Source organism: Sinomicrobium soli, assembly GCF_003285545.1.
Taxonomy (GTDB): domain Bacteria; phylum Bacteroidota; class Bacteroidia; order Flavobacteriales; family Flavobacteriaceae; genus Sinomicrobium.
The window spans coordinates 35,895-56,693 of the sequence record NZ_QLNV01000007.1 but is presented as its reverse complement, the minus strand read 5'-3'; the positions used below and the strand labels follow the sequence as shown (position 1 = coordinate 56,693).

General features: G+C 49.1%; 14 protein-coding genes. 11 read left to right on the top strand and 3 right to left on the bottom strand.

The genetic code is table 11. From position 1 onward, the window contains the following. The first annotated feature begins 308 nt into the window (after positions 1–308). The 7 genes from DN748_RS10680 to DN748_RS10650 all read left to right on the top strand — a co-directional run bounded on the left by DN748_RS10680 (position 309) and on the right by DN748_RS10650 (position 8,865). The gene (locus DN748_RS10680; RefSeq protein WP_201741466.1) at positions 309–1,094 is read left to right on the top strand and encodes a gluconate 5-dehydrogenase; all 786 of its coding nucleotides are present in this window, start codon (positions 309–311) and stop codon (positions 1,092–1,094) included. A 72-nt stretch (positions 1,095–1,166) separates the two neighbouring features. After that, positions 1,167–2,567: a glucuronate isomerase gene (gene uxaC, locus DN748_RS10675; protein ID WP_112371806.1), complete on the top strand. Its 1,401-nt coding sequence runs from the start codon at positions 1,167–1,169 to the stop codon at positions 2,565–2,567. Positions 2,568–2,799: 232 nt separating this feature from the next. Continuing rightward, entirely contained in the window at positions 2,800–3,783 is a 984-nt protein-coding gene (locus tag DN748_RS10670; RefSeq protein ID WP_112371804.1) for a TRAP transporter substrate-binding protein, read from the top strand. A gap of 47 nt (positions 3,784–3,830) precedes the next feature. Next, a complete protein-coding gene (locus DN748_RS10665; RefSeq protein ID WP_112371803.1) occupies positions 3,831–4,298 on the top strand; it encodes a TRAP transporter small permease in 468 nt (155 codons plus the stop codon). Then, a complete protein-coding gene (locus DN748_RS10660; protein ID WP_112371801.1) occupies positions 4,295–5,584 on the top strand; it encodes a TRAP transporter large permease in 1,290 nt (429 codons plus the stop codon). The genes DN748_RS10665 and DN748_RS10660 overlap by 4 nt, the downstream gene beginning before the upstream one ends. A 225-nt stretch (positions 5,585–5,809) precedes the next feature. Beyond that, positions 5,810–7,252 carry a tagaturonate reductase gene (locus DN748_RS10655; protein ID WP_112371799.1) on the top strand — a complete coding sequence of 481 codons (1,443 nt, stop codon included), beginning with the start codon at positions 5,810–5,812 and terminating at the stop codon, positions 7,250–7,252. Next, positions 7,249–8,865 (top strand): UxaA family hydrolase, encoded by a 1,617-nt coding sequence (locus DN748_RS10650; protein ID WP_112371797.1) that lies wholly within the window; start codon positions 7,249–7,251, stop codon positions 8,863–8,865. Before DN748_RS10655 ends, DN748_RS10650 begins: the two co-directional genes overlap by 4 nt. Here the strand turns inward: DN748_RS10650 and DN748_RS10645 are convergent. Beyond that, positions 8,823–9,878 carry a LacI family DNA-binding transcriptional regulator gene (locus DN748_RS10645; protein ID WP_112371978.1) on the bottom strand — a complete coding sequence of 352 codons (1,056 nt, stop codon included), beginning with the start codon at positions 9,876–9,878 and terminating at the stop codon, positions 8,823–8,825. The two genes, DN748_RS10650 and DN748_RS10645, sit on opposite strands and share 43 nt — an antisense overlap. A gap of 328 nt (positions 9,879–10,206) precedes the next feature. On the opposite strand from DN748_RS10645, the gene DN748_RS10640 reads away from it, so the two are divergent. Together DN748_RS10640 and DN748_RS10635 are read left to right on the top strand one after the other, a co-directional pair. Then, entirely contained in the window at positions 10,207–11,289 is a 1,083-nt protein-coding gene (locus DN748_RS10640; protein ID WP_112371977.1) for a pectinesterase family protein, read from the top strand. Positions 11,290–11,917: 628 nt separating this feature from the next. Continuing rightward, entirely contained in the window at positions 11,918–12,238 is a 321-nt protein-coding gene (locus DN748_RS10635; protein ID WP_112371795.1) for a 2Fe-2S iron-sulfur cluster-binding protein, read from the top strand. 16 nt (positions 12,239–12,254) lie between these two features. Here the strand turns inward: DN748_RS10635 and DN748_RS10630 are convergent, their stop codons facing one another. Next, entirely contained in the window at positions 12,255–13,040 is a 786-nt protein-coding gene (locus DN748_RS10630; RefSeq protein WP_112371976.1) for a DUF3050 domain-containing protein, read from the bottom strand. A 378-nt stretch (positions 13,041–13,418) separates the two neighbouring features. Between DN748_RS10630 and DN748_RS10625 the strand changes: the two genes are divergently transcribed. Beyond that, the gene (locus DN748_RS10625) at positions 13,419–15,794 is read left to right on the top strand and encodes a GAF domain-containing protein (RefSeq protein WP_112371793.1); all 2,376 of its coding nucleotides are present in this window, start codon (positions 13,419–13,421) and stop codon (positions 15,792–15,794) included. A 29-nt stretch (positions 15,795–15,823) separates the two neighbouring features. Here the strand turns inward: DN748_RS10625 and DN748_RS10620 are convergent, their stop codons facing one another. Continuing rightward, positions 15,824–17,026 carry a Pycsar system effector family protein gene (locus DN748_RS10620; RefSeq protein WP_112371792.1) on the bottom strand — a complete coding sequence of 401 codons (1,203 nt, stop codon included), beginning with the start codon at positions 17,024–17,026 and terminating at the stop codon, positions 15,824–15,826. Positions 17,027–17,072: 46 nt separating this feature from the next. Here DN748_RS10620 and DN748_RS10615 point away from each other — a divergent pair, with 46 nt between their 5' ends. Further along, positions 17,073–20,762, top strand: a complete 3,690-nt coding sequence (locus DN748_RS10615) for a metallophosphoesterase (protein ID WP_112371791.1) — start codon at positions 17,073–17,075, stop codon at positions 20,760–20,762. The last annotated feature ends 37 nt before the right edge of the window (positions 20,763–20,799 follow it).

Here is a 20,799-nt window from a genome sequence, read left to right as displayed (position 1 = left end):
CAAACTCCCGCCTTGTAAAAACTTTTATGAATTATTTGTGTAACTATTGGTGTTTTTTGTGAAAAAAGAAAACTCTAAAGGTTAATTTCATTTTTGTTCTTATATTTGTGTAATCGATTGCATTTCCGGGTTTGTTGCGGCACAGAAGGTCGTGAAATGCGGAAATAAAGTATATTTGAAACGTATGTGGTTTACCACGGTGGAATGTCCGGGAAGCGGAATGCGGAAGAAGCAGTTCGTATAGGATATGATGGAAGAGTGTGGTGTAAGGAATTTTAAACAGTAAATATTTAACAATAACGATAATTATGGAGTTGTTTGACCTGAAGGGTAAGCGGGCCCTGATTACCGGCGGGACCCACGGGCTGGGGATGGCTATGGCAGAGGGTCTTGGCCGGGCGGGTGCCGGGCTTGTGATAACGGGGACTACTCCCTCAAAAATGGAAAAAGCCCTGGAACACTATGCCCGTTGCGGTTATGAGGCTTCAGGGTATATTTTTGACGTTACCGACGAAGAGGAAGCCCGGAAATATATTTCTGTAATCGAAAAAGAAGCGGGGCCTGTTGATATCCTGGTAAACAATGCCGGGATCATCAAGAGGGAAATGGCCCTGGATATGACCGTTGAGGATTTCAGAAGGGTTATTGAGGTAGACCTCGTGGGGCCGTTTATCATGAGCAGGCTGGTGGCTTCGGGGATGATAGAACGGGGAGGGGGCAAGATCATCAATATCTGTTCCATGATGAGTGAGCTCGGAAGGGATAATGTAAGTGCCTACGCAGCGGCCAAAGGAGGGCTGAAAATGCTTACCCGGAACCTGGCGACCGAATGGGCGCGTTACAACATACAGGTCAACGGTATAGGCCCCGGATACTTTGCAACCTCGCAGACGGCCCCGATACGGGTGAAGGGCAATCCCTTTAACGATTTTATCGTAAGCCGCACCCCGGCCGGAAGATGGGGAGATCCCGAAGACCTCGCGGGAGCGACGGTATTCCTGGCCTCGAAAGCCAGTGATTTTGTCAACGGACAGGTTTTATACGTTGACGGGGGCATCCTGGCCACGATAGGAAAGCCGTTGAATGAACCATAAAAAAAGTTTCTAAAGCCTGAGAACCTTCCGGGTTCCGTTTGTATAACCTGATAACAATACCAAAGAAATACCATGAGTTTTATTAAGGATGAAAGTTTTTTACTGAATAACGACTACGCCAGAGACCTTTACTTCAACTATGCTGAAAAGCAACCCATTATCGATTATCACTGCCATCTCTCCCCCGGAGAGATAGCAAAGGACAGGATCTTTGAAAACCTGACGCAGATATGGATTGAAGGCGATCACTACAAGTGGAGGGCCATGAGGACCCTGGGGATTGAGGAAAAATATATTACCGGCGAGGCTTCCGGCCGGGACAAGTTCCGGGCCTGGGCCAGGACAGTGCCGTATACCCTCAGGAACCCGCTTTATCACTGGACCCATCTCGAGCTCAAGCGGTATTTTGGAATAGAGACGCTGCTCAGTGAAAAAACGGCAGATGCCATTTATGACGAGGCCGGAGAAAAACTCAATAGCCCGGAGTACAGTTGCAGGAATCTCCTGAAGAAGATGAATGTAGAGGTCGTCTGTACTACCGAAGACCCGACAGATTCGCTGGAGCACCACCGCAGCCTGGCCGGAACAGGGGACGACGGTCTGAAAATGACCACCTCGTTCCGCCCGGACAAGGCGATAATGATAGCACAGCAGGGCTTTAATGATTACGTGGACAAGCTCCAGGCAGTTTCCGGCGTGATAATAAACAGTTATGACGATCTCCTGGAAGCGCTTAAAAACAGAATACGGTTCTTCCATGAGAACGGCAGCCGGGTTTCTGACCACGGACTGGAACATATGTATTGTGAACCCTATACTGCGGGAGAGGTAAGTGCCATCTTCGACAAGCGCAGAAAAGGGGAGGAAGTAAACGGAAAGGAGGCGCTCAAGTTCCGCAGTGCCGTACTGGAATTCCTGGCAGGGTGTTATCACGAATACGGCTGGGTACAGCAGTTTCACCTCGGAGCGCTCAGGAACAACAATAGCCGGATGAATGCCCGGCTGGGGCCTGACACCGGTTGGGATTCCATAGGAGATTTTCCGCAGTCCGTCGCACTGTCCCGTTTTCTCGATAAAATGGACGGCAGGGATCAGCTGGCCAGGACCATTCTGTACAATCTCAACCCTGCCGATAATGAGGTCATGGCAACCATGACGGGGAATTTTAATGACGGGAGTATCAAGGGAAAAGTGCAGTTCGGTTCCGGATGGTGGTTCCTGGACCAGAAAGACGGAATGACCAGGCAGATGAATGCGCTTTCCAATATGGGGCTTATCAGTTGCTTTGTCGGAATGCTGACCGACTCAAGGAGCTTCCTGTCTTTTCCGAGACATGAATATTTCAGGAGGCTCCTGTGTAACCTGTTCGGGGAGGAAATTGAGCGCGGAGAACTGCCCGCCGATACGGAATGGATAGGAAAGATCATATCGGATATATGCTATTATAATGCCAGAGAATATTTCCGGTTTTAAAACCGGGGAGGGACTCCCGGACAGTTTCTGACACAGCCGATGGCTTAAGTGTTAAAAACAGGAAGGTTTTTTTTCATTCCGTTTAAAAATTGTTATTTCGTTAACGTTAACAAATGGTTTATATGAAAGAAAAACGGATTATAGAAACCCTTCTGAAATGGCCGGGGTTTGTGGACAGGAGAAAGATATTGAACAGTATACACGATCATATAAAAAACCAACCGGAATACCGATGAGATACGAATACACATATATAAAAGGGCTTTTGGCCCTGACGCTGATCGTCCTTTCGGCATCCTGCAGGCAGAACGAAACCGCAAAAGTGATTAAACTCGGTCACGGGCTCGACGCTTCCCATCCCGTGCATAAGGCCATGATGTTTATGTCGGACAGGCTGGAAGAAAAGTCGGGTGGAAAGATGAGCATAAAGATTTATCCCAGCCAGCAGCTGGGAACAGAGCGGGAACTGTTGGAACTGCTACAGATAGGAAGTGTGGGGATGACCAAGGTTTCCGTAGGGGTCATGGAAAATTTCGTCCCCGATCACAAGTTGTTCGGGTTGCCGTTTTTATTCAGGGACAAGGCACATTCGCATAAGGTGCTTGACGGGAAAATCGGGCAACAGCTTCTCGATGCCAGTCTCGGGGTAAGGCTGAAGGGCCTGGCATTTTACGATGCGGGAAGCCGGAGTTTTTACACCAAGACGCCGGTAAACAGCCCGGAAGACCTCAGGGGGCTCAAACTCAGGGTCATGGAAAGCCAGACCGCCATAGATATGGTTAAGGGGCTCGGGGGTTCGCCTACCCCGATCTCCTGGGGAGAATTGTACACGGCGTTGCAGCAGGGCATTGTGGACGGAGCGGAGAACAACCTGCCGAGTTTCTACCTGTCGTATCACTACGAGGTGTGCAAGTATTATATCGTGGATGAGCATACCACCCTGCCCGACCTGCTCCTGATAGGAAGAACGCTTTGGGAATCCCTTTCCGATCAGGAAAAGCAATGGCTCGGGGAAGCGGCAAAGGAATCGGTAATTTATGAAAGAAAGATATGGCAGGAGGCAGAAGATGAAGCCCTGCAGGAGATTAAGAAGGCCGGGGTCGAGGTGATATACCCGGACAAGGAACCGTTCCGTGAAAAAGTAGAGCCCATGTACGAAATATTTAAACAGGACCCTCACCTCAAAGAACTTATAGAGGCTATTCAGGCTCAATAACCCACTGCAAGATCAATCAATTAAAAATAAAAACCAATCCTTACAGTATGAAAAAGAAGTTGGACAAGTTCCTGGGAACAGTCCTGGTACTGCTCCTGGCTATCCTGGTCATTGCGGTATTATGGCAGATATTTTCCCGTTATGTAATGAATTCCCCGAGTTCGGTTACCGAAGAGATTGCCCGGTACCTGCTCATCTGGGTCGGAATACTGGGGGCAGCCTATTGTTCCGGACAACAGGATCACCTCGCTATCGAAATACTGCCTCCCCGGCTGGAAGAAAAGAGCAGGATGCGGCTTAAAGTCGTGCTCAATGTCATTATCATGCTCTTCAGTGTACTGGTATTTGTTATAGGAGGGGCACGGCTGGTATATCTCAATCATGTCCTGGGGCAGAGCTCGGCGGCACTGCACCTCCCGCTGTCTTATGTATACCTGGTGGTGCCCCTGAGCGGAGTTGTTATCCTGGTGTACAAGTGGATCGAAATACGTAACCCCGAAAAATACCTGTTATGATCACCGAGATACTCGTACTTCTGATTTCGTTTTTTCTCCTTCTGGCCATAGGGCTCCCGGTAGCCTGGAGTATAGGGGTATCCAGCCTGGTGACCATGCTGGTTGCCATTGATACCCTGCCTGCATTGACAACCATTGCACAGCGGATGGCTACGGGACTGGACAGTTTTGCCCTGCTGGCCATCCCGTTTTTCATACTGGCCGGGCAGATTATGAACCGGGGGGGCATTGCGGAACGGCTTATCACATTTGCAAAAGCACTTATAGGCTCGTTGCCCGGCGGGTTGTCGTATGTCAATGTGATTTCTGCCATGTTATTCGGGGCCATATCGGGCTCCGCAATGGCGGCCACTTCCGCAATAGGGGGCATTCTCGGTCCGCATATGGAAAAGGAAGGTTATTCGAAGGAGTTCGGGGCGGCCCTGAACGTGACCTCTTCCACCACCGGACTGGTGATCCCGCCTTCCAATATTCTCATTGTGTATTCCCTGGCCAGCGGAGGGGTTTCCATTGCGGCCTTGTTCCTGGCAGGATATATTCCGGGCATATTGATGGGTGCCGGGCTTATGCTGGTAGCGGCAATATGGATAAAGCGGAAGAAATACCCTCCCGGTAAAAGGTCCGGTGCAAAACAGGTGCTCTCTGCGTTTATCAGGGCTTTTCCGAGCCTTTTTCTCCTGGTCGTGGTGATAGGAGGGATTGTCGCCGGGATATTTACGGCTACCGAGGCTTCCGGGATCGCCGTACTGTATAGCCTGGTACTGTCTTTGGTATACAGGGAAATGGATATGAACAAGCTGTTTCAGGTGTTTCTGAGCTCGGTGAGGACCAATGCCATTGTCATGCTGCTTATCGGTACCTCCATGGCCATGTCCTGGGTGATGTCTTATGAAGATATCCCGCAGTCCGTAAGTGATGCGTTACTGGGGTTGAGCGATAACAAGTTCGTGATCCTCCTGATGATAAACCTGATACTGCTTGTCGTGGGGATGTTTATGGATATGACCCCGGCCGTACTGATCTTTACACCTATATTTTTACCCGTGGTGAAAGATCTCGGGGTAGACCCGGTACACTTCGGTATCATGATGGTCATGAACCTGTGTGTCGGACTTTGCACTCCGCCTGTCGGGTCGGTGCTTTTTGTTGGGGTAGGGGTCGCCGGTACTACAATACAAAAGGTTATAAAGCCCCTTATTCCGCTTTTTGTCGCCATGTTTATCGTGCTGATGCTGGTCACCTATATTCCGGAAATAGCCACGTGGCTGCCCGGGCTTATGGAGTAGGACAACGGAATGGTCATGCACCTGTGAAGAGTACCTTTAAAGGGCTTAAAAAAGTAAATTAATACTTTATATAAAGTTGTTTAAATATCTGGTAATTAATTTTTTAATGTTTTATATTAATCTTTGTGATTGAAAATGTTAAAAAAATGTTAAACGTAAAAGTTTGTACTTTAAATCAACTGGGTACTGCACACTGATTGTCGAAAGAAATATTTTTTAGAACTGATGGAAAGACTGAACAGAAACAGCCCGGAACTCGAAAAGCGGTTTCCGGTAAAGATAGTGCAATTCGGAGAAGGAAATTTTCTCAGGGCCTTTGTAGATTATGTTATCGACCGGTTGAATACCGAAGCCGGATTTGACGCAGGGGTTGCCGTGGTACAACCTCTGAGCAACGGGCTTGTCTCCGTACTGAACGAGCAGCAGGGATTGTATACCCTTTTCATGAAAGGGGTGCAGCAGGGAAGGGAGATCCAGGAGAAAAGACTTATCAGCTGTATTGAGCGGGGAATTGATCCTTATTCGGATTTTGATGCGTATATGGGGCTGGCCGAAGAAGAATCGCTGGGCTTTGTGATATCCAATACCACGGAAGCCGGGATTGCCTTTGACGACAGAGATACCCCCGATATGAAGCCCCCGGGTTCCTTTCCGGCCAAACTCACGGCATTGCTGTACAGGCGGTTCCGGCATTTTGACGGCGATCCTTCGCGGGGCCTGACCATCATTCCCTGCGAACTCATTGACCATAATGGAGATGAGCTGAAGCGTATTGTGCTCAGGTATGTTAGGCTGTGGGACCTGGGGGAGGATTTCAGGGACTGGATAACAAACCATAACAGCTTTCACAATACCCTGGTAGACCGTATTGTACCGGGATATCCGAAAGATCAGCTGGAGGAATACCGGTCGCAGCTCGACTATGAGGACAAGCTCATGGTTTCGGCAGAGAGTTTCCTGTTATGGGTGATAGAGGGAGATAAAAAGCTTACCGAAAAGATCCCGTTGCACAAGGCGGGCCTGGATATCAAGGTAGTAGACAGCATACAGCCCTATCGCACCCGGAAAGTGCGTATCCTGAATGGGGCACATACGGCCATGGTACCGTTTTCGCTGTTGTACGGGAATGAAACCGTCAAAGAGACCATAGACGATCCGTTTACCGGAAAGCTCGTACGGGATATCATCTTTGAAGAGATCATCCCCACACTCGACATGGACGAAAAGGAGTTAAAGGATTTTGCGGAACAGGTGCTGGACCGTTTCAGGAACCCGTTTATAAAACACTACCTGTCCAGTATAGCCCTGAATTCGGTGTCGAAGTTCCGGGTAAGGGTGCTTCCCAGCCTTAAGGAATATTACAGCAGGCAAAGGGAGCTGCCCCGACGTCTTGTATTTGCCCTTGCCGCACTGATACGTTTTTACAAGGAAGAATGGCAGGGGCGGTCACTGCCGGTAAAAGACGGGAGCGAGGAGATGGAAACTTTCAGGACAGCCTGGCTGTCGGGCAGCCCTGCCGGGGTGGCCGAAAGTATTCTGGGCAATACGGGCTTATGGGGAGAAAACCTGTCAGATACTATACCCGGACTGGAACAGGCGGTTACCACAGCGTTGGAACAGATCGAAGAGAATGGAGTGGAACAGGGTTTTAAAAAATTAAACAGATGAATACCAGACTGATTAAAGTACACCCGGATGATAATGTGGCCGTGGCGTTGACCGACCTCCGGGCCGGAGAGGTTATCCATTTCGGAGGCCGCGATATACGGGTGGTTTCGGATAGCCCGGCCAAACATAAAATAGCACTTGCGGATCTCGGTGAGGGAGATCGCATATCGATGTATGGCGTGCTTGTAGGCAAGGCATCTTCCCGTATACCGGAAGGAGGTTTGCTCACTACGGAAAATGTAAAACACCAGAGCAGTAAGGTTTCGGGCAGGACGGAGGCCACCGCCTGGAAGGCTCCCGATGTGAGCCGGTGGAAAGACCGTACCTTTATGGGGTATCACCGTGAAGACGGCCAGGTAGGAACGGCCAATGTATGGCTTTTCTTTCCCCTGGTATTCTGTGAAAACCGGAATATTGAATTGCTGAAGGATGTTTTTGAAAAGGAACTGTCTTATTTCGGGACCAATAGCCAGCGTCTGCTCCTGCGCAGCCTGATAACAGGGGAAAACGAAGAAGCGATCGGCCAGGAACAGGAACAGTCCGAAGGGGTGTTTAACAATATCGAGGTGAAATTTATCACCCACCAGGGAGGGTGCGGAGGCATCCGCCAGGACTCGGTTACCCTGGCAAGACTCCTGGCCGGGTATGTGAATAATCCCAATGTGGCCGGGGCTACGGTACTCAGCCTCGGGTGCCAGAACCTGCAGGTGGATATTTTCAGGGAAGCCTTGAAAAAAATAAATCCGGACCTTAAAAAGCCACTGCTCGTTTACGAACAGCAGAAAATGGGAACGGTAGATGAAATGCTCAATGCCATTATAAGAGAATCTTTCGAAGCGATCAGGAAGGCAGATACCATCAGGAGGAAGCCCGCTCCGCTTTCGAAGCTGAAGCTGGGGCTCGAATGCGGGGGGTCCGACGGATTTTCGGGGATATCCGCCAATCCTGCCCTGGGATATACCTCAGACCTGCTGGCCGCCCTGGGAGGATCGCCCATATTGTCGGAATTCCCGGAATTGTGCGGTGTAGAACAGGAACTGGTGAACAGGTGTGTCCGTGATGCAGATGCCGGAAAATTCCTTGAGCTGATGAAAGCTTATGAACAATCGGCCATAGATGCAGGCTCCGGTTTTGATATGAACCCTTCGCCGGGAAATATCAGGGACGGACTGATTACGGATGCGATGAAATCTGCCGGGGCTGCCAAAAAGGGGGGGACCTCCCCGGTACAGGCCGTGCTGGATTATACGGAGTACGTGACCCGGCCCGGGCTCAATTTGTTGTGCACCCCGGGAAATGATGTGGAAAGTACCACCGGGCTGGCTGGTTCGGGCGCCAATATTATCGTCTTTACCACGGGTCTCGGGACCCCTACGGGAAATCCGGTGACCCCGGTCATAAAGTTGTCGTCGAATACCGAACTGGCCCGCCGTATGCCGGATATTATCGATGTGGAAGCAGGCGGGGTGATACGCGGGGAGAAAACCATAGAAGAAATGGGAGAAGAATTACTGGAATTTATAATACGTGTGGCCGGTGGTGAAGTGAAAACCAAGGCCATGCAACTCCATCAGAATGATTTTATTCCGTGGAAGCGGGGGGTATCCCTGTGATTTCTTCTGTCGGAGGAATCCCTGATAAGGAGCTGCGGAGGGAGTACTACCTTTTTTTCAATGACTACGGTCTCTGCTTCGATCTGTTCCAGGAACACCCTCGCCGAGGTTTTTCCCATCTTTATGGGGGTCTGGTCTATCGTGGTCATGGTGGGTTCGGTATACTGGGTAAAGGATTCGTTGCTAAAGCCCGAGATGCATACATCTTCGGGAACCCGTATGCCGGATTTCTTCAGGTACTGTATCGCTCCGAGTGCGGTAAAATCACTGACTGAAAAGATCCCGTCGGGAGGAGAGGGGAGCTGCATCAGTTTTTTTACCGCGGCAGTGCCCGATACCACCTTACTGTTGATCTGTACCACATAGTCTTCTGAAAAGGGCAGGTTGTAGTCCTCGAGGGCCTTCAGATATCCTTCGTAACGGTCTTTGTATATTTCCAGGTGAATATCTCCCTTAAAATGGGCAATCCGTTTGCACCCCTGTCGTATAAGGTGCTCTACAGACATATATGCAGCACTAAAATCGTCAATGGTCACCGAACTGACTCCCTTAATGTTTTTCTTGCGGTCGAAAAACACCAGGGGGACCCCTTTTTGCAGTACCCGGTCTATATGGGAAGTATCTTTGGTCGTTTTTGAGACCGACATGAAAATACCATCTACCTGGGCATTCAGCAGGGTATTTATATTCTGTACCTCGCTTTGGGCGTCATCGCGGGTCTGGCAGATAATCACCCGGTAGCCGTGCGGATAGAGTTCTTCCTCAATGCCCCGGATTACGGAGGAAAAAAAACTTCGGTCCATATACGGTACCAGTATCCCCACCGTATGGCTTTTACCGCTTTTAAGGGCCAGGGCCAGGGTATTCTGTTCATAATTCATTTCGGCAGCGGTCCTGAGCACCAGCTCCCTGGTTTTTATGCTTATCTTGGGATTGTTGTTGAGTGCCCTGGATACTGTTGCTGCACTGATATTCAATTTTTTGGAAATATCGTATATGGTCACCTTATTCATGAATGTGATTTCGATTATGACTTCCCTGTCGTCCGTGCCGGGAAGTTTTGTCAAAGCAAATATGCGTAAAAAATGTTAAACCTCCCTTATTTTACGCATTGTGTAAGACTTAAAAACGTTCCGGTGCCTGTACCGGAATATTTCTGTTTTTTTTCCGTTGTATACCAGGCAGTCCGTTCCGGCGAACGGGTAGGGAAAGCCGGTGTGAAAGTATATTCTCCCGGATATTCCCGAAATACTGCGAAAAAAAAAATATGTATCTTGCGAAAGATAAAATCGGGGGTAATCGATTGCGAATATTCGCTTAAATATAATGAATTTTTTCGGTATGAAGGATATTGGAATTATTGTATTATTATGGATGGTTTCTTTCTCTGTTTTCGGATCGACAGGGGAAAAAGAGTATGACTTTGTGGTAGACCAGAACGGGTCTGGCGACTTTACCACGGTGCAGGAAGCAATTAATGCGGTTCCTGATTTCAGGAAGAACGAGACCCGGATCTTTATTAAAAACGGAAAATACAAGGAGAAACTGGTACTCCCCACCTCCAAAACCCATGTTACCCTCATCGGGGAAAGTATGACTTATACGATACTTACCTATGATGATTACGCTTCGAGGGAAAATATTTTCGGGGAAGAAATGGGAACCACCGGATCATCGTCCTTTTTTGTGTTTGCCGACGATTTCAAGGCGAAGAACCTGACTTTTGAGAACAATGCCGGGCATGTAGGGCAGGCGGTAGCGGTACGGGTCACAGGCGACAGGGCGGTTTTTGAGAACTGCAAGTTTCTCGGCAACCAGGACACCCTGTATCTCCACGGAAAGAAGAGCAGGCAGTATTATAAAAACTGTTATATAGAGGGAACGGTAGATTTTATTTTCGGATCTTCCACTGCGGTATTCGAGAGTTGTGTGATCAATTGCAAGGGCAAGGGATATATCACGGCAGCCTCTACTCCTGAAGAAGCGGAGTACGGACTGGTGTTTCTCAATTGTCGTATCACAGGCCGTGGGAGCAGTAAATTTTACCTGGGGCGGCCGTGGAGGCAGTACGCAAAGACCGTATTTATAAATTGTTACCTGAGCCGGCATGTACAGCCCGAAGGGTGGCACAACTGGGACAAACCCGAAGCGGAAGAAACCGTGTTTTATGCCGAATACAATTCTACCGGGCCGGGAGCAGTTGTTCCGGAGCCGGAACCCGGAACGGAACCGGATACGGAGACAGGATCTGAACCTGAACCTGAACTTGAAGCAGACACACGGGCAGCGGATACAGCAACGGAAGCGATACCGGAAACCGGGCACAGGGTGCCCTGGTCTGTACAGCTAAGTGAAGAAGAAGTGAAAATGTATACCCTGGAGCATATACTGGCAGGAGACGATAACTGGGTTCCGGCATTATAGATTGGAATGACAGGATTGTCATCCTATGTTTGTAGTGGCTTTATCATTCCGGCGATAGTGCCTGTCCCGACTTTCCCCGATGCTCCCCGGAACAAGTTAGTCGGGGAGGAATCTCTTTTTTGCCGTTATGCTGTTAAAATTCCTTTGATCGTGTGGGGAGATTCTTCCCTTCGCTGCGCTCCGTTACCCATGACGTATCTATGGTAAGTTGCTCCATTTCAAAAACTCCCCTCTTCAAACGAACCTGCCTGCCGGACAGGCTGGGAGGGGTGGGCAGCTACGCTGGCCGGGGAGTTTTGACCGGCCCGAACTTTAGCGTATATCCCCAAACGTTTGGGATTATCCTTATGATCCGGGCTTTCAAAACCCTCCGTCTCATCGAAGATGAGCCACCTCCCTTCGTCTGAAGGGAGGAGTTATGTGTAGGTTTATCACATTTGATCAATGAAGACTAAAATGTCATCTCCATTTATGCGGTTGTTCAAATGTTAGTTCTCTGAATGACCATTTGAATGAGTTCAAACAAACTTTCAACCTTCAACCAGCACCAGCGACAATTAGAAACCCGTTTCGATAACTCTTAGCAGTATATTTTGTAAATTTGCCCTTTTTGAAATTAATAACGGTAATGTCTGATATAAAGATCAAGATCAAAGACAGGGAAGGGGTAGTTCACGAACTGGATGCTCCTACCGATATGGCCATGAACATCATGGAATTGTGTAAGGCTTATGAGCTCCCGGTAGAGGGGACCTGCGGGGGAATGGCTATGTGTGCATCATGCCAGTGTTACGTACTCTCGGGGCATGAACTGCCCGAGATGGGGCCCGATGAAGAGGCCATGCTGTTCGAGGCATTTCATGTAAAAGACAACAGCAGGCTGGGATGCCAGCTTCCCATTACCGAAGATATGGACGGGCTGGAACTGGAACTGGCGCCGGAAGTGTAAATATATTATCCGGGAATCAGGCCAGGGAACCTGCTCTTGCCCTGATGATCTCCTGTTCAATGGTGTCCCAGAGTGCTGTTCGCATTTCGATGGCCATGACCGCGGTTTCCCGGGCTTCCTTCCATTTTTTATCGTCATCTTCGCATAATGCCGAGATCATATGAAGGGCCATGGGGCCGTGTTCGTCCCCGTCGAGTTCGATATGTCTCTCGAAATAATACAGCAGTTTGCTGATGCGGAGTTCGGGAAAATACTGCTGCATTTCACGGAGCAGGGCGGTGAACATCTCCGGAATAAGATCTTCCCGTCCGAAAGTAAAGGCCGAAGCGATCTTATGGGGTTTCCCTTCTTCGATAAGAAAGAAGGTGAAGTTAAGGAATTCCTTAACAGCTTCCGGCAGTTCACTGAGTTTGATGTCTACCAGTATGTTTTTCAATGAAAGCAGGTCGGCTATGAAATTTTCTATCCGCGAGGTATCCGCGCCGCATTCTTCCATAGCTTCCAGGTACATTTCGTAATGGCTCAGGTGCTTTCCGTCCCGGGTCACATCGGTTTCTTCCGCAAGTACGATTTCGTTAATGAGATACCGGAGTTCCGGATCTTTCGTGGGGATCCAGGGCGTGGCTGTGCAGGTGAGGTGTTGCTGAAGGGCCTTTAGTAGTGACATGAAATCCCATACGGCAAAAACGTGGTACTCCAGGAAAAGCCGGAGATCTTCCGGGTTGTGGATGTTTTGGTACAGGGAGTGTTGAAGCAGCTTGTCACGTAAGGGGGTGATCTCGGTTTTTATATCTTCCAGCATGGCATTTTTCTTCAAAAATAATAAACTCTTCGGCATGGCACAGGAGCAGGGGACGATTTAACGAATATTTTAACGAAGAAAACTGCCGCATCATATCGAATACATTGCGCCACCCCGGTAAAACACTGGGGAAACAAGTCATAAACTATCGTTAGTCTGTAAACGACGAGATGGCAGGAAGTAGGAAGTCGGAAGTTCATTCCGAGCGCAGTCGAGGGATCTCCGGCCAAACCAAACCTGCAATTGCCCACACTACGAACTAACAACTAATAAACTACAAACCTGTAACCAGCAACAGGTTCACCCGTTTAATACGTTTGCCCTCCGATAAAACAAAAGGAATGGCTTCCGAAGTCATAAATTTAGTAAATTTGCAATATGAAAGAATTGGTTGGAGATTCTCCGTTTTTAACAGCAATAAGCTTTCACAAGCTTCTGGATTTCTACGAGGAACAGGCTCGTGGAGCAGATGAGTTTCTTGCAATGAAAGCCTTGAAGATACTGGAAGCCCAGCGTCCGTACCCGGAGTTGCGTGAAGGGTTTTCCGACGTAAAGCTGCTGGAAGAGCACGCAGAGGTCATTACCCTGTTGCTCCGGGATACTTTTCCGCCGGCCCTTACGGACAACGAGATCAAGATAGCAGCCATACCTTTTGAGGATGTCATCTTCAACGCTTCGGAGCGTTTCCTGAAAATTGTACATGAAGCGGGCCGGGACTTCGATCTCAAACTGCGCAATGTCAGTGAAGAGTACAAGTATATTATGGCCTGCTCCCTCATACTCAAAATGCACTATGGGGTAAATGTCAATTTTCAGCGGTCGGTTTTTTATGATATTCCCGATGCCAGGGGGATCGTGAGAAACTACAGGGTGCTGTACAATGCTGATTACCTGGAAATATTTCCTACGGAGAGGGCCCGGGAGATTACCCCTGAAGATGTGGATCTGTTGTTAAACAATTTTGATGACATAGACCTGTGGAAAGAAAAATTCCCGGCGGGAAGCTGGATATTAAAGGGGTTCGGGATATGTAATATGTATGATGCCACAACAGAGAACGTGATCTCCGACCTCAAAACGGCATTGCTGGGGATAGGTACGGGAAATCACGATGATTTTGTCGATGACTTCAGGAAGATATTCAGTGCCCTTTACGGTATTCCCGATATAAAAGTGGGATTTTGTATCTACGATCGGGCAGAAGGAAGGTTTGAACACAAACAGGGCAAACCGTTCTCCAGCCTGATGCTCGGTGATGCGATGGAACTCCCCGAAGAAAAAATGCTTTGCAAAGGGGCCTGTAATACACGTCTTCTGAAAGAAAAAAAATATTTTGCCGTAGCTGATATAGACAAATACCTGGAAGATTCTGAAGAAGTTTCCTTTATCAATATACGCAAACAGGGGATCAAAAGCGTTATTCTTGCCCCTGTGATCCTGGAAGACCTCGGATTGTTCGGGATTATAGAACTGGGGTCTCCAAGACCCCTGGAGCTGAACAGTATCAATGTTCAGCGGCTGGATGATGTGATGCCTTATCTCGTCACGGCCATTACCAGGGCCAAAGTGGAGGAAGCCAACCAGGTCGAGGCCATTATCCAGCAGGAATACACCTCCATTCACCCCAGTGTAAAATGGAAGTTCGAACGGGAGGTACACCATCATATGAGACGACAGCTACAGGGAGTATCGTCGTCGTTGAGAGAAATTGTCTTTGACAATGTTTACCCGTTGTACGGACAGATAGACATCAAGGATTCGTCCCGGGCGAGAAATGAAGCCATCCGGAAAGACCTCATCATACAGTTGTCCCTCGTAAAGACCATTATGGAAAGGGCCCTTGAAGTGGAAGCCCTGCCCGTATACGAGGAGATCCTGTTCCGGCTGGAACGTCACCTGGATGATATTCTCACGGGCCTTCATGCGGGAAGTGAACAGCTCGTACTGGATTTTCTCAAGGAAGAGATCCATCCTTTCTTTGATCATTTTCGGATACTGGATACCGCCCTTGCTGAAAGTATCGATGCATATCACAACAGTATAGATACCCATTACCAGGCGGTATACGACCACAGGAAGAATTATGACGAATCGGTAAACCTGATCAATAAGAGGCTGGCTGCCCTGCTCGATCGTAAACAGGCTGGGGCACAGAAGATGTTCCCGCATTATTTCGAGCGTTACAAGACCGATGGGGTGGAACACAATATGTATATCGGCGCTTCTGTTGCACACCACCGGGTATACAGCGATATCTATCTCTATAACCTGCGTTTGTGGCAGCTTCAGGTAATGTGGGAAATGGAGAACGAGTATTATTGCATGAAACAGGAACTGCCGGTGAAACTCGATGTGGCTTCCCTGTTGCTCGTACATAATTCCCCGCTTTCCATCCGGTTCAGGATGGATGAAAAGCAATTTGATGTAGACGGCACCTATAACGCCCGTTACGAGATCATAAAAAAACGTCTCGACAAGGCCCTGGTGAAAGGAACGGAAGACAGGGTTACGCAAAAGGGCAAGATCGCCATTGTGTATTCCAGCAGTAAGGATGAAGAAGAATACCTCAGGTATATACGGTTTCTGCAATCCAGGAATTACTTTAGCGAAAATGTCGAAATACTCGAGCTGGAAGAGCTGCAGGGCGTAAGCGGGTTAAAGGCACTCCGGGTGGAAGTACTCTACAGGAGGGGAAAAGAAACCGCAACATATACCTATGAAGACCTGATGAAGGAAATAGCATCGTCATCATAGCACAAACCCCGCAGACCGGCGAATGGCGGCTAATACCCGTAGTTTACATAATATGTGGCAATACCGAACGAAAGCACCGAAATAATGATCCCGATCAGGAATATCATATAGGTAATGCGCAGCAGCCTGTATTTTTTATCCAGGACCTTCCCGAGGTAGTACAGGTCTTTGGTAAGCGAGTTGTAGAGGTATTCCTTATCGTTGCGCATCTCTCTCATGGCTTCTTCATAGGCCGGCAGGTCCATCTGGTGAAAGTTCCCGAAAAACAGCAGGTTTACCTTTTTGTCCCTCACATCCTCCCGGGTAAATTTTCCCCTGGTTACATTGGGGCGGGTAGCCAGCACGGAAAAAGCGATCGATGCCACGCTGAATATCATAAAAATAATGGTGGGTATGAGCAGGTAGGAATTGCTGGTCTTATCCAGCTTGGGGATAAGGGTAGACAGTGCCAGGGATATGATTATGGCATTGACGGAAAGCAGTATGTTGGCCTTGCTGTCTGCAATATTACTCAGGTTGGTGTGATTTCTAAGCGTGACCCTGAAAAGGGTTTCTATCCCCCTTTCGGGAGTTTCGGCCTTTTGTTTTTTTCGCTTCTGATCTGCCTTTTTCCACTTCTCCTTGTTTTTCTTTTCCTGTAATCTGGACCGTTTTTTCTTGAGCTTCAGAAGATTGTTGCCTTTCTGTGGCTGCCAGGTGGCTATGGCGTGGGGGGTATAGTACTGGTGATGGTCTTCAAACATCCTTATGTTTTCCTCTGTCCATTCCGTATCGGAAAAATCCTTCCCGTGAACCAGCCTGATCTCTTCGCGGAGCAATTCGGAAATATCCATGTAATCTTTTGAGGCCAGGTGTGAAAAGTCGGCATCGCATATGATCTTTTCGGCAAGGTCTGAAGGTTCGTGATGTTTTCCGGTCGCCAGTATATACCGTTGTACCGTTCGGATATCGCTTTCCGGCAATTGTTCGCTTCGCAGAAAGTCCCCGGCGATCCCGGCACTGGTACTTTCGTGATCCCGGAAGCCTTTTGTATACCCTATATCATGAAGCCAGCCTGCTATCTGTAATAAGTTGTGATCCCGTTCCCCCAGTCCTTCGGCAGCAGCCAGTTCGTCAATGTGTTTTACGACGCGCTGGGTATGGGTGAAGTTGTGATAAAGGTAGTGGTTGGAAAGTTGCTCTCCCATTGTTTTCAGCACGTAATCCCTGACTCGCTGAAGCATTATATCCATAATTTGCTTACTTTAGTTCAAAATTAAAAGTAGTATTTTTATTCGTATGATAAAAATTAAAAAAACCGCTTTTTTGGGAGTATTGGTGGTATTGATATCTTCCTGTACTACGTATAAGGCGCGTTATAAAAGTGCAGACCGGTCCCGGCCGGTAAACAGCCCCGATAGTATCTCGCATGTCTTTTACCTGATCGGTGATGCGGGAAACTCGCCTGTGGGAGAAAAATCTTCTGCCCTGGCCGCTTTTGAAAAAGCACTGGCCCGTGCCCCGGAACACAGTACGGCCATTTTTCTGGGCGATAATATATATCCTTCCGGAATGCCGGACAAGGAAGACAAGGGCAGGGAACTGGCAGAATACCGTATCGATATACAGACCGGGGCAGCATCCGGATTTAAGGGAGATGTTATCTTTATTCCTGGAAATCACGATTGGTATTCCGACGGACTGAATGGGCTCAAGCGACAGGAAAAGCGGGTAGAGGACCATCTCGGAAAGAAATCGTTCCTCCCGGAAGACGGTTGTCCGCTGAAGCGGAACAAGATCAGCGAAGATGTCGATCTCCTGGTGATAGATTCGCAGTGGTTCCTGGAAGACTGGGACAAGCATCCTACCGTAAATGACGACTGTGACATCCGTACCAGGGAACAGTTTTTTGAAGAAGTAGAGGGGTATATCAATAAATCCCAGGGAAAACTACTGCTTATCGCCATACATCACCCCCTGCTGAGCAACGGCGGGCACGGGGGGCAGTTTTCCCTGGAACAGCAGCTTTTTCCCGTGGGTAACAGTGTGCCCCTGCCGGGGGTGGGAACATTGATCAACCTGGTGAGGATGACCAGTGGCATTTCACCCCAGGATATACAGAGCAGGCCCTATCGGGAGCTGACCAAAAGGCTTTTTACCCTGGCCCGGCAGACTGATAACGTGGTATTTGTATCCGGCCATGAGCACAATCTGCAGTATATGGTAAGCCAGGGCATACCTGTGATCGTCAGTGGGTCGGGTTCCAAGACCGCTCCTGCCGGTATAAGGAAAGACGGTCTGTTTTCATACGGGGGCCAGGGATATGTAAAGCTGGAAGTCTCGGCAAGCGGCAGGGCTGTAGCCAGGTTTTACGGGCAGGAAAACGATTTTTTACAACCACTGTTCTCTGTAGTGGTCCGGGAAGGCGGAGGGGATAAGGAAAACCGGGAATGGCCGGACGTATATCCCGAAAAGGTGAAATCGGCCATTTATGAGAAAAAGGAAGTAGAGAAAAGCAAATTGTACCGTACCCTGTGGGGAGACCATTACCGGGAAGAATACGGTAAGGAGATTGAAGCCAGGACGGTATTGCTGGACACCCTCTACGGGGGGCTTACCCCCCTGAGGTCCGGCGGCGGGCATCAGACCAATTCGCTGCGACTGGAAGATAAGGATGGCAGGGAGTATATGATGCGCGAGGTGAGAAAGGGTGCCATAAGGTTTTTACAGGCTGTGGCTTTTAAAGACCAATATATAGAAGATGACCTCAGGGATTCGTATACCGAATCACTGCTGCTGGATTTCTACACGACGGCCCTGCCGTATGCTGCGCTTGCCGTAGGCGAATTGTCTGATGCCGTGGGAGTATTGCACGCCAATCCGGAGCTGTATTACGTTCCCCGGCAAAAGGCGCTCGGGCAGTATAACGACCGCTATGGCGATGCCCTGTATCTCATAGAGGAGAGGGTGACCGACGGTCATGGAAGGCTGGAAAGCTTTGCGTATTCCGACAAGATCATCAGTACCACCGATATGGTTAAAAAACTCAGGAGGAAGGACGAAAATAAAATAGACGAGCGTTTGTATATCCGTTCCCGGCTGTTTGATATGCTGCTGGGTGACTGGGACAGGCATGGCGACCAGTGGCGGTGGGCAGAGGCCGGGGAAGAAGACGGGAAAACCCTGTACAAACCGGTGCCGAGAGACCGCGACCAGGTATTTTCCGATTTCGACGGCCCTGTCCTGGGGCTGCTTACCCGCATGATCCCCGCTACCCGGCTGATGCAGAATTATACCCCTGAGATCAGGAGTCTCAAGTGGTTTAACTTCGAACCCTTTCCCCTGGACATGGCGGTACTCAACGACCACAGCCTGAAGGACTGGCAGGAAGAGGCCCGTTATATTTACGAGCGTATAGACCAGGAGGTCATAAACCGGGCCTTCGCCCTGCTGCCCCCGGAAATGGACCGGGAGAACCTTCGGGAGATCAGGGATGTCATGCTACAGCGCAAGGAACACCTGGCGGAAATGGCCGCATCGTATTACCGGTTGCTGAAACAGTATCCCGTGGTTTACGGAACGGATAAGGACGATCACTTTATAATCACGCGAAAGCCCGGCGGGAAAACCGCCGTAGAAGCTTACCGGATTGTTAAGGGAGAAAAGGAAAACAAATTTATAGATCTTACCTTTGACCGTGATGAGACCAGGGAGATCTGGTTGTACGGGCTCGATGATGACGATGTGTTTGAGGTGAGGGGAAATGGTGACAGGGAGATCCCAGTCAAAATACTCGGTGGCCAGAACAATGACATATACCGCGTGGAAAACCGGAAGCGCATCACCGTTTACGACTACAAATCCAAGCCCAATACCTTCGAGAGTAAGGTGAGATCCCGTATTTCCGATAACTACGATCTCAATGTCTACGACTATAAAAAAGTCAGGACCGCTGCCGGGCAGCTGTTCCCCGACTTCGGGTACAACCCGGACGACGGGGTGAAACTCGGACTGAAATATACCTATACCGTCAAGGGCCTGCGCCGGGACCCGTATAATTCACAGCACAGCATAAAAGGAGGGTATTACTTTGCCACCAGAGGTTTTGACCTGAACTATTCGGGGGAGATCGCCGAGGTTACCGGTAACTGGAGTTTTGCAGCGGATGCCCGTTTTACCAGTCCGCTCTTTTCCGTGAATTACTTCGGGTACGGGAACGAAAGCGAGAACCCGGAAGATACAGCGGGAATGGATTATAACCGGGTGCGTATGAGCAGTTTCGGCCTGTCGCCCAAAATGGCATGGAAGGGGTATCGGGGAGGATATTTTAAAATAGGCCCGGTTTTCGAAACCGTGGAAATAGACAGGACCCCGGACAGGTATATAAGCAGCCTGGCACAGGATGCGGCATTGTTTGACTGGCAGAAATTCTTCGGGGCCGAGATGTCTTACGGGTACAGCAATTTTGACAATAATTCTCTGCCTGCCCTGGGCATGCATTTTGATATTACCGCCGGATACCGGTCTAATCTTGAAAACAGCAGGGATTTCTTCTATTTCACCCCCCAGCTGCGTTTTACGCTTCCGGTAGACGTCAGGGGCAATGTGGTTTTTGCCACCAAGTTCAAGGCCCGCTTTAACACGGGCAGGGAGTTCGAATTTTATCAGGGAGCTGCCATCGGGGGAACCGATGGGCTGAGGGGGTACCGGAACCAGCGGTTTACGGGAAGGACCTCCTTTTACAATAATAACGACCTGAGGGTCAATATTACCAGGTTCCGGACGGGCCTGTTCCCTGTTACTCTGGGAACCTATGCCGGTTTTGATTACGGGAGGGTATGGATCGGAAACGACGATTCCGGCCGGTGGCATAATGCGGCGGGTGGCGGACTGTATCTCAATGCCATCGACATGTTTACTGCCAATGTATGCCTTTTCAACTCAAAGGACGGGAACAGGGTGATGTTTTCGATGGGATTTAATTTTTAATTGTCTGAGTGCAGGTTACCGGATGTATTCATGTATT

What these genes read in the sequence shown, in the direction of transcription:
- DN748_RS10625 (WP_112371793.1), top strand. Translation starts at nt 13,419, where the DNA reads ATGAAAGAATTGGTTGGAGATTCTCCGTTTTTAACAGCAATAAGCTTT.
- DN748_RS10645 (WP_112371978.1), bottom strand. Translation starts at nt 9,878, where the DNA reads ATGAATAAGGTGACCATATACGATATTTCCAAAAAATTGAATATCAGT.
- DN748_RS10640 (WP_112371977.1), top strand. Translation starts at nt 10,207, where the DNA reads ATGAAGGATATTGGAATTATTGTATTATTATGGATGGTTTCTTTCTCT.
- DN748_RS10620 (WP_112371792.1), bottom strand. Translation starts at nt 17,026, where the DNA reads ATGGATATAATGCTTCAGCGAGTCAGGGATTACGTGCTGAAAACAATG.
- uxaC (WP_112371806.1), top strand. Translation starts at nt 1,167, where the DNA reads ATGAGTTTTATTAAGGATGAAAGTTTTTTACTGAATAACGACTACGCC.
- DN748_RS10660 (WP_112371801.1), top strand. Translation starts at nt 4,295, where the DNA reads ATGATCACCGAGATACTCGTACTTCTGATTTCGTTTTTTCTCCTTCTG.
- DN748_RS10615 (WP_112371791.1), top strand. Translation starts at nt 17,073, where the DNA reads ATGATAAAAATTAAAAAAACCGCTTTTTTGGGAGTATTGGTGGTATTG.
- DN748_RS10655 (WP_112371799.1), top strand. Translation starts at nt 5,810, where the DNA reads ATGGAAAGACTGAACAGAAACAGCCCGGAACTCGAAAAGCGGTTTCCG.
- DN748_RS10670 (WP_112371804.1), top strand. Translation starts at nt 2,800, where the DNA reads ATGAGATACGAATACACATATATAAAAGGGCTTTTGGCCCTGACGCTG.
- DN748_RS10635 (WP_112371795.1), top strand. Translation starts at nt 11,918, where the DNA reads ATGTCTGATATAAAGATCAAGATCAAAGACAGGGAAGGGGTAGTTCAC.
- DN748_RS10650 (WP_112371797.1), top strand. Translation starts at nt 7,249, where the DNA reads ATGAATACCAGACTGATTAAAGTACACCCGGATGATAATGTGGCCGTG.
- DN748_RS10630 (WP_112371976.1), bottom strand. Translation starts at nt 13,040, where the DNA reads ATGCTGGAAGATATAAAAACCGAGATCACCCCCTTACGTGACAAGCTG.
- DN748_RS10680 (WP_201741466.1), top strand. Translation starts at nt 309, where the DNA reads ATGGAGTTGTTTGACCTGAAGGGTAAGCGGGCCCTGATTACCGGCGGG.
- DN748_RS10665 (WP_112371803.1), top strand. Translation starts at nt 3,831, where the DNA reads ATGAAAAAGAAGTTGGACAAGTTCCTGGGAACAGTCCTGGTACTGCTC.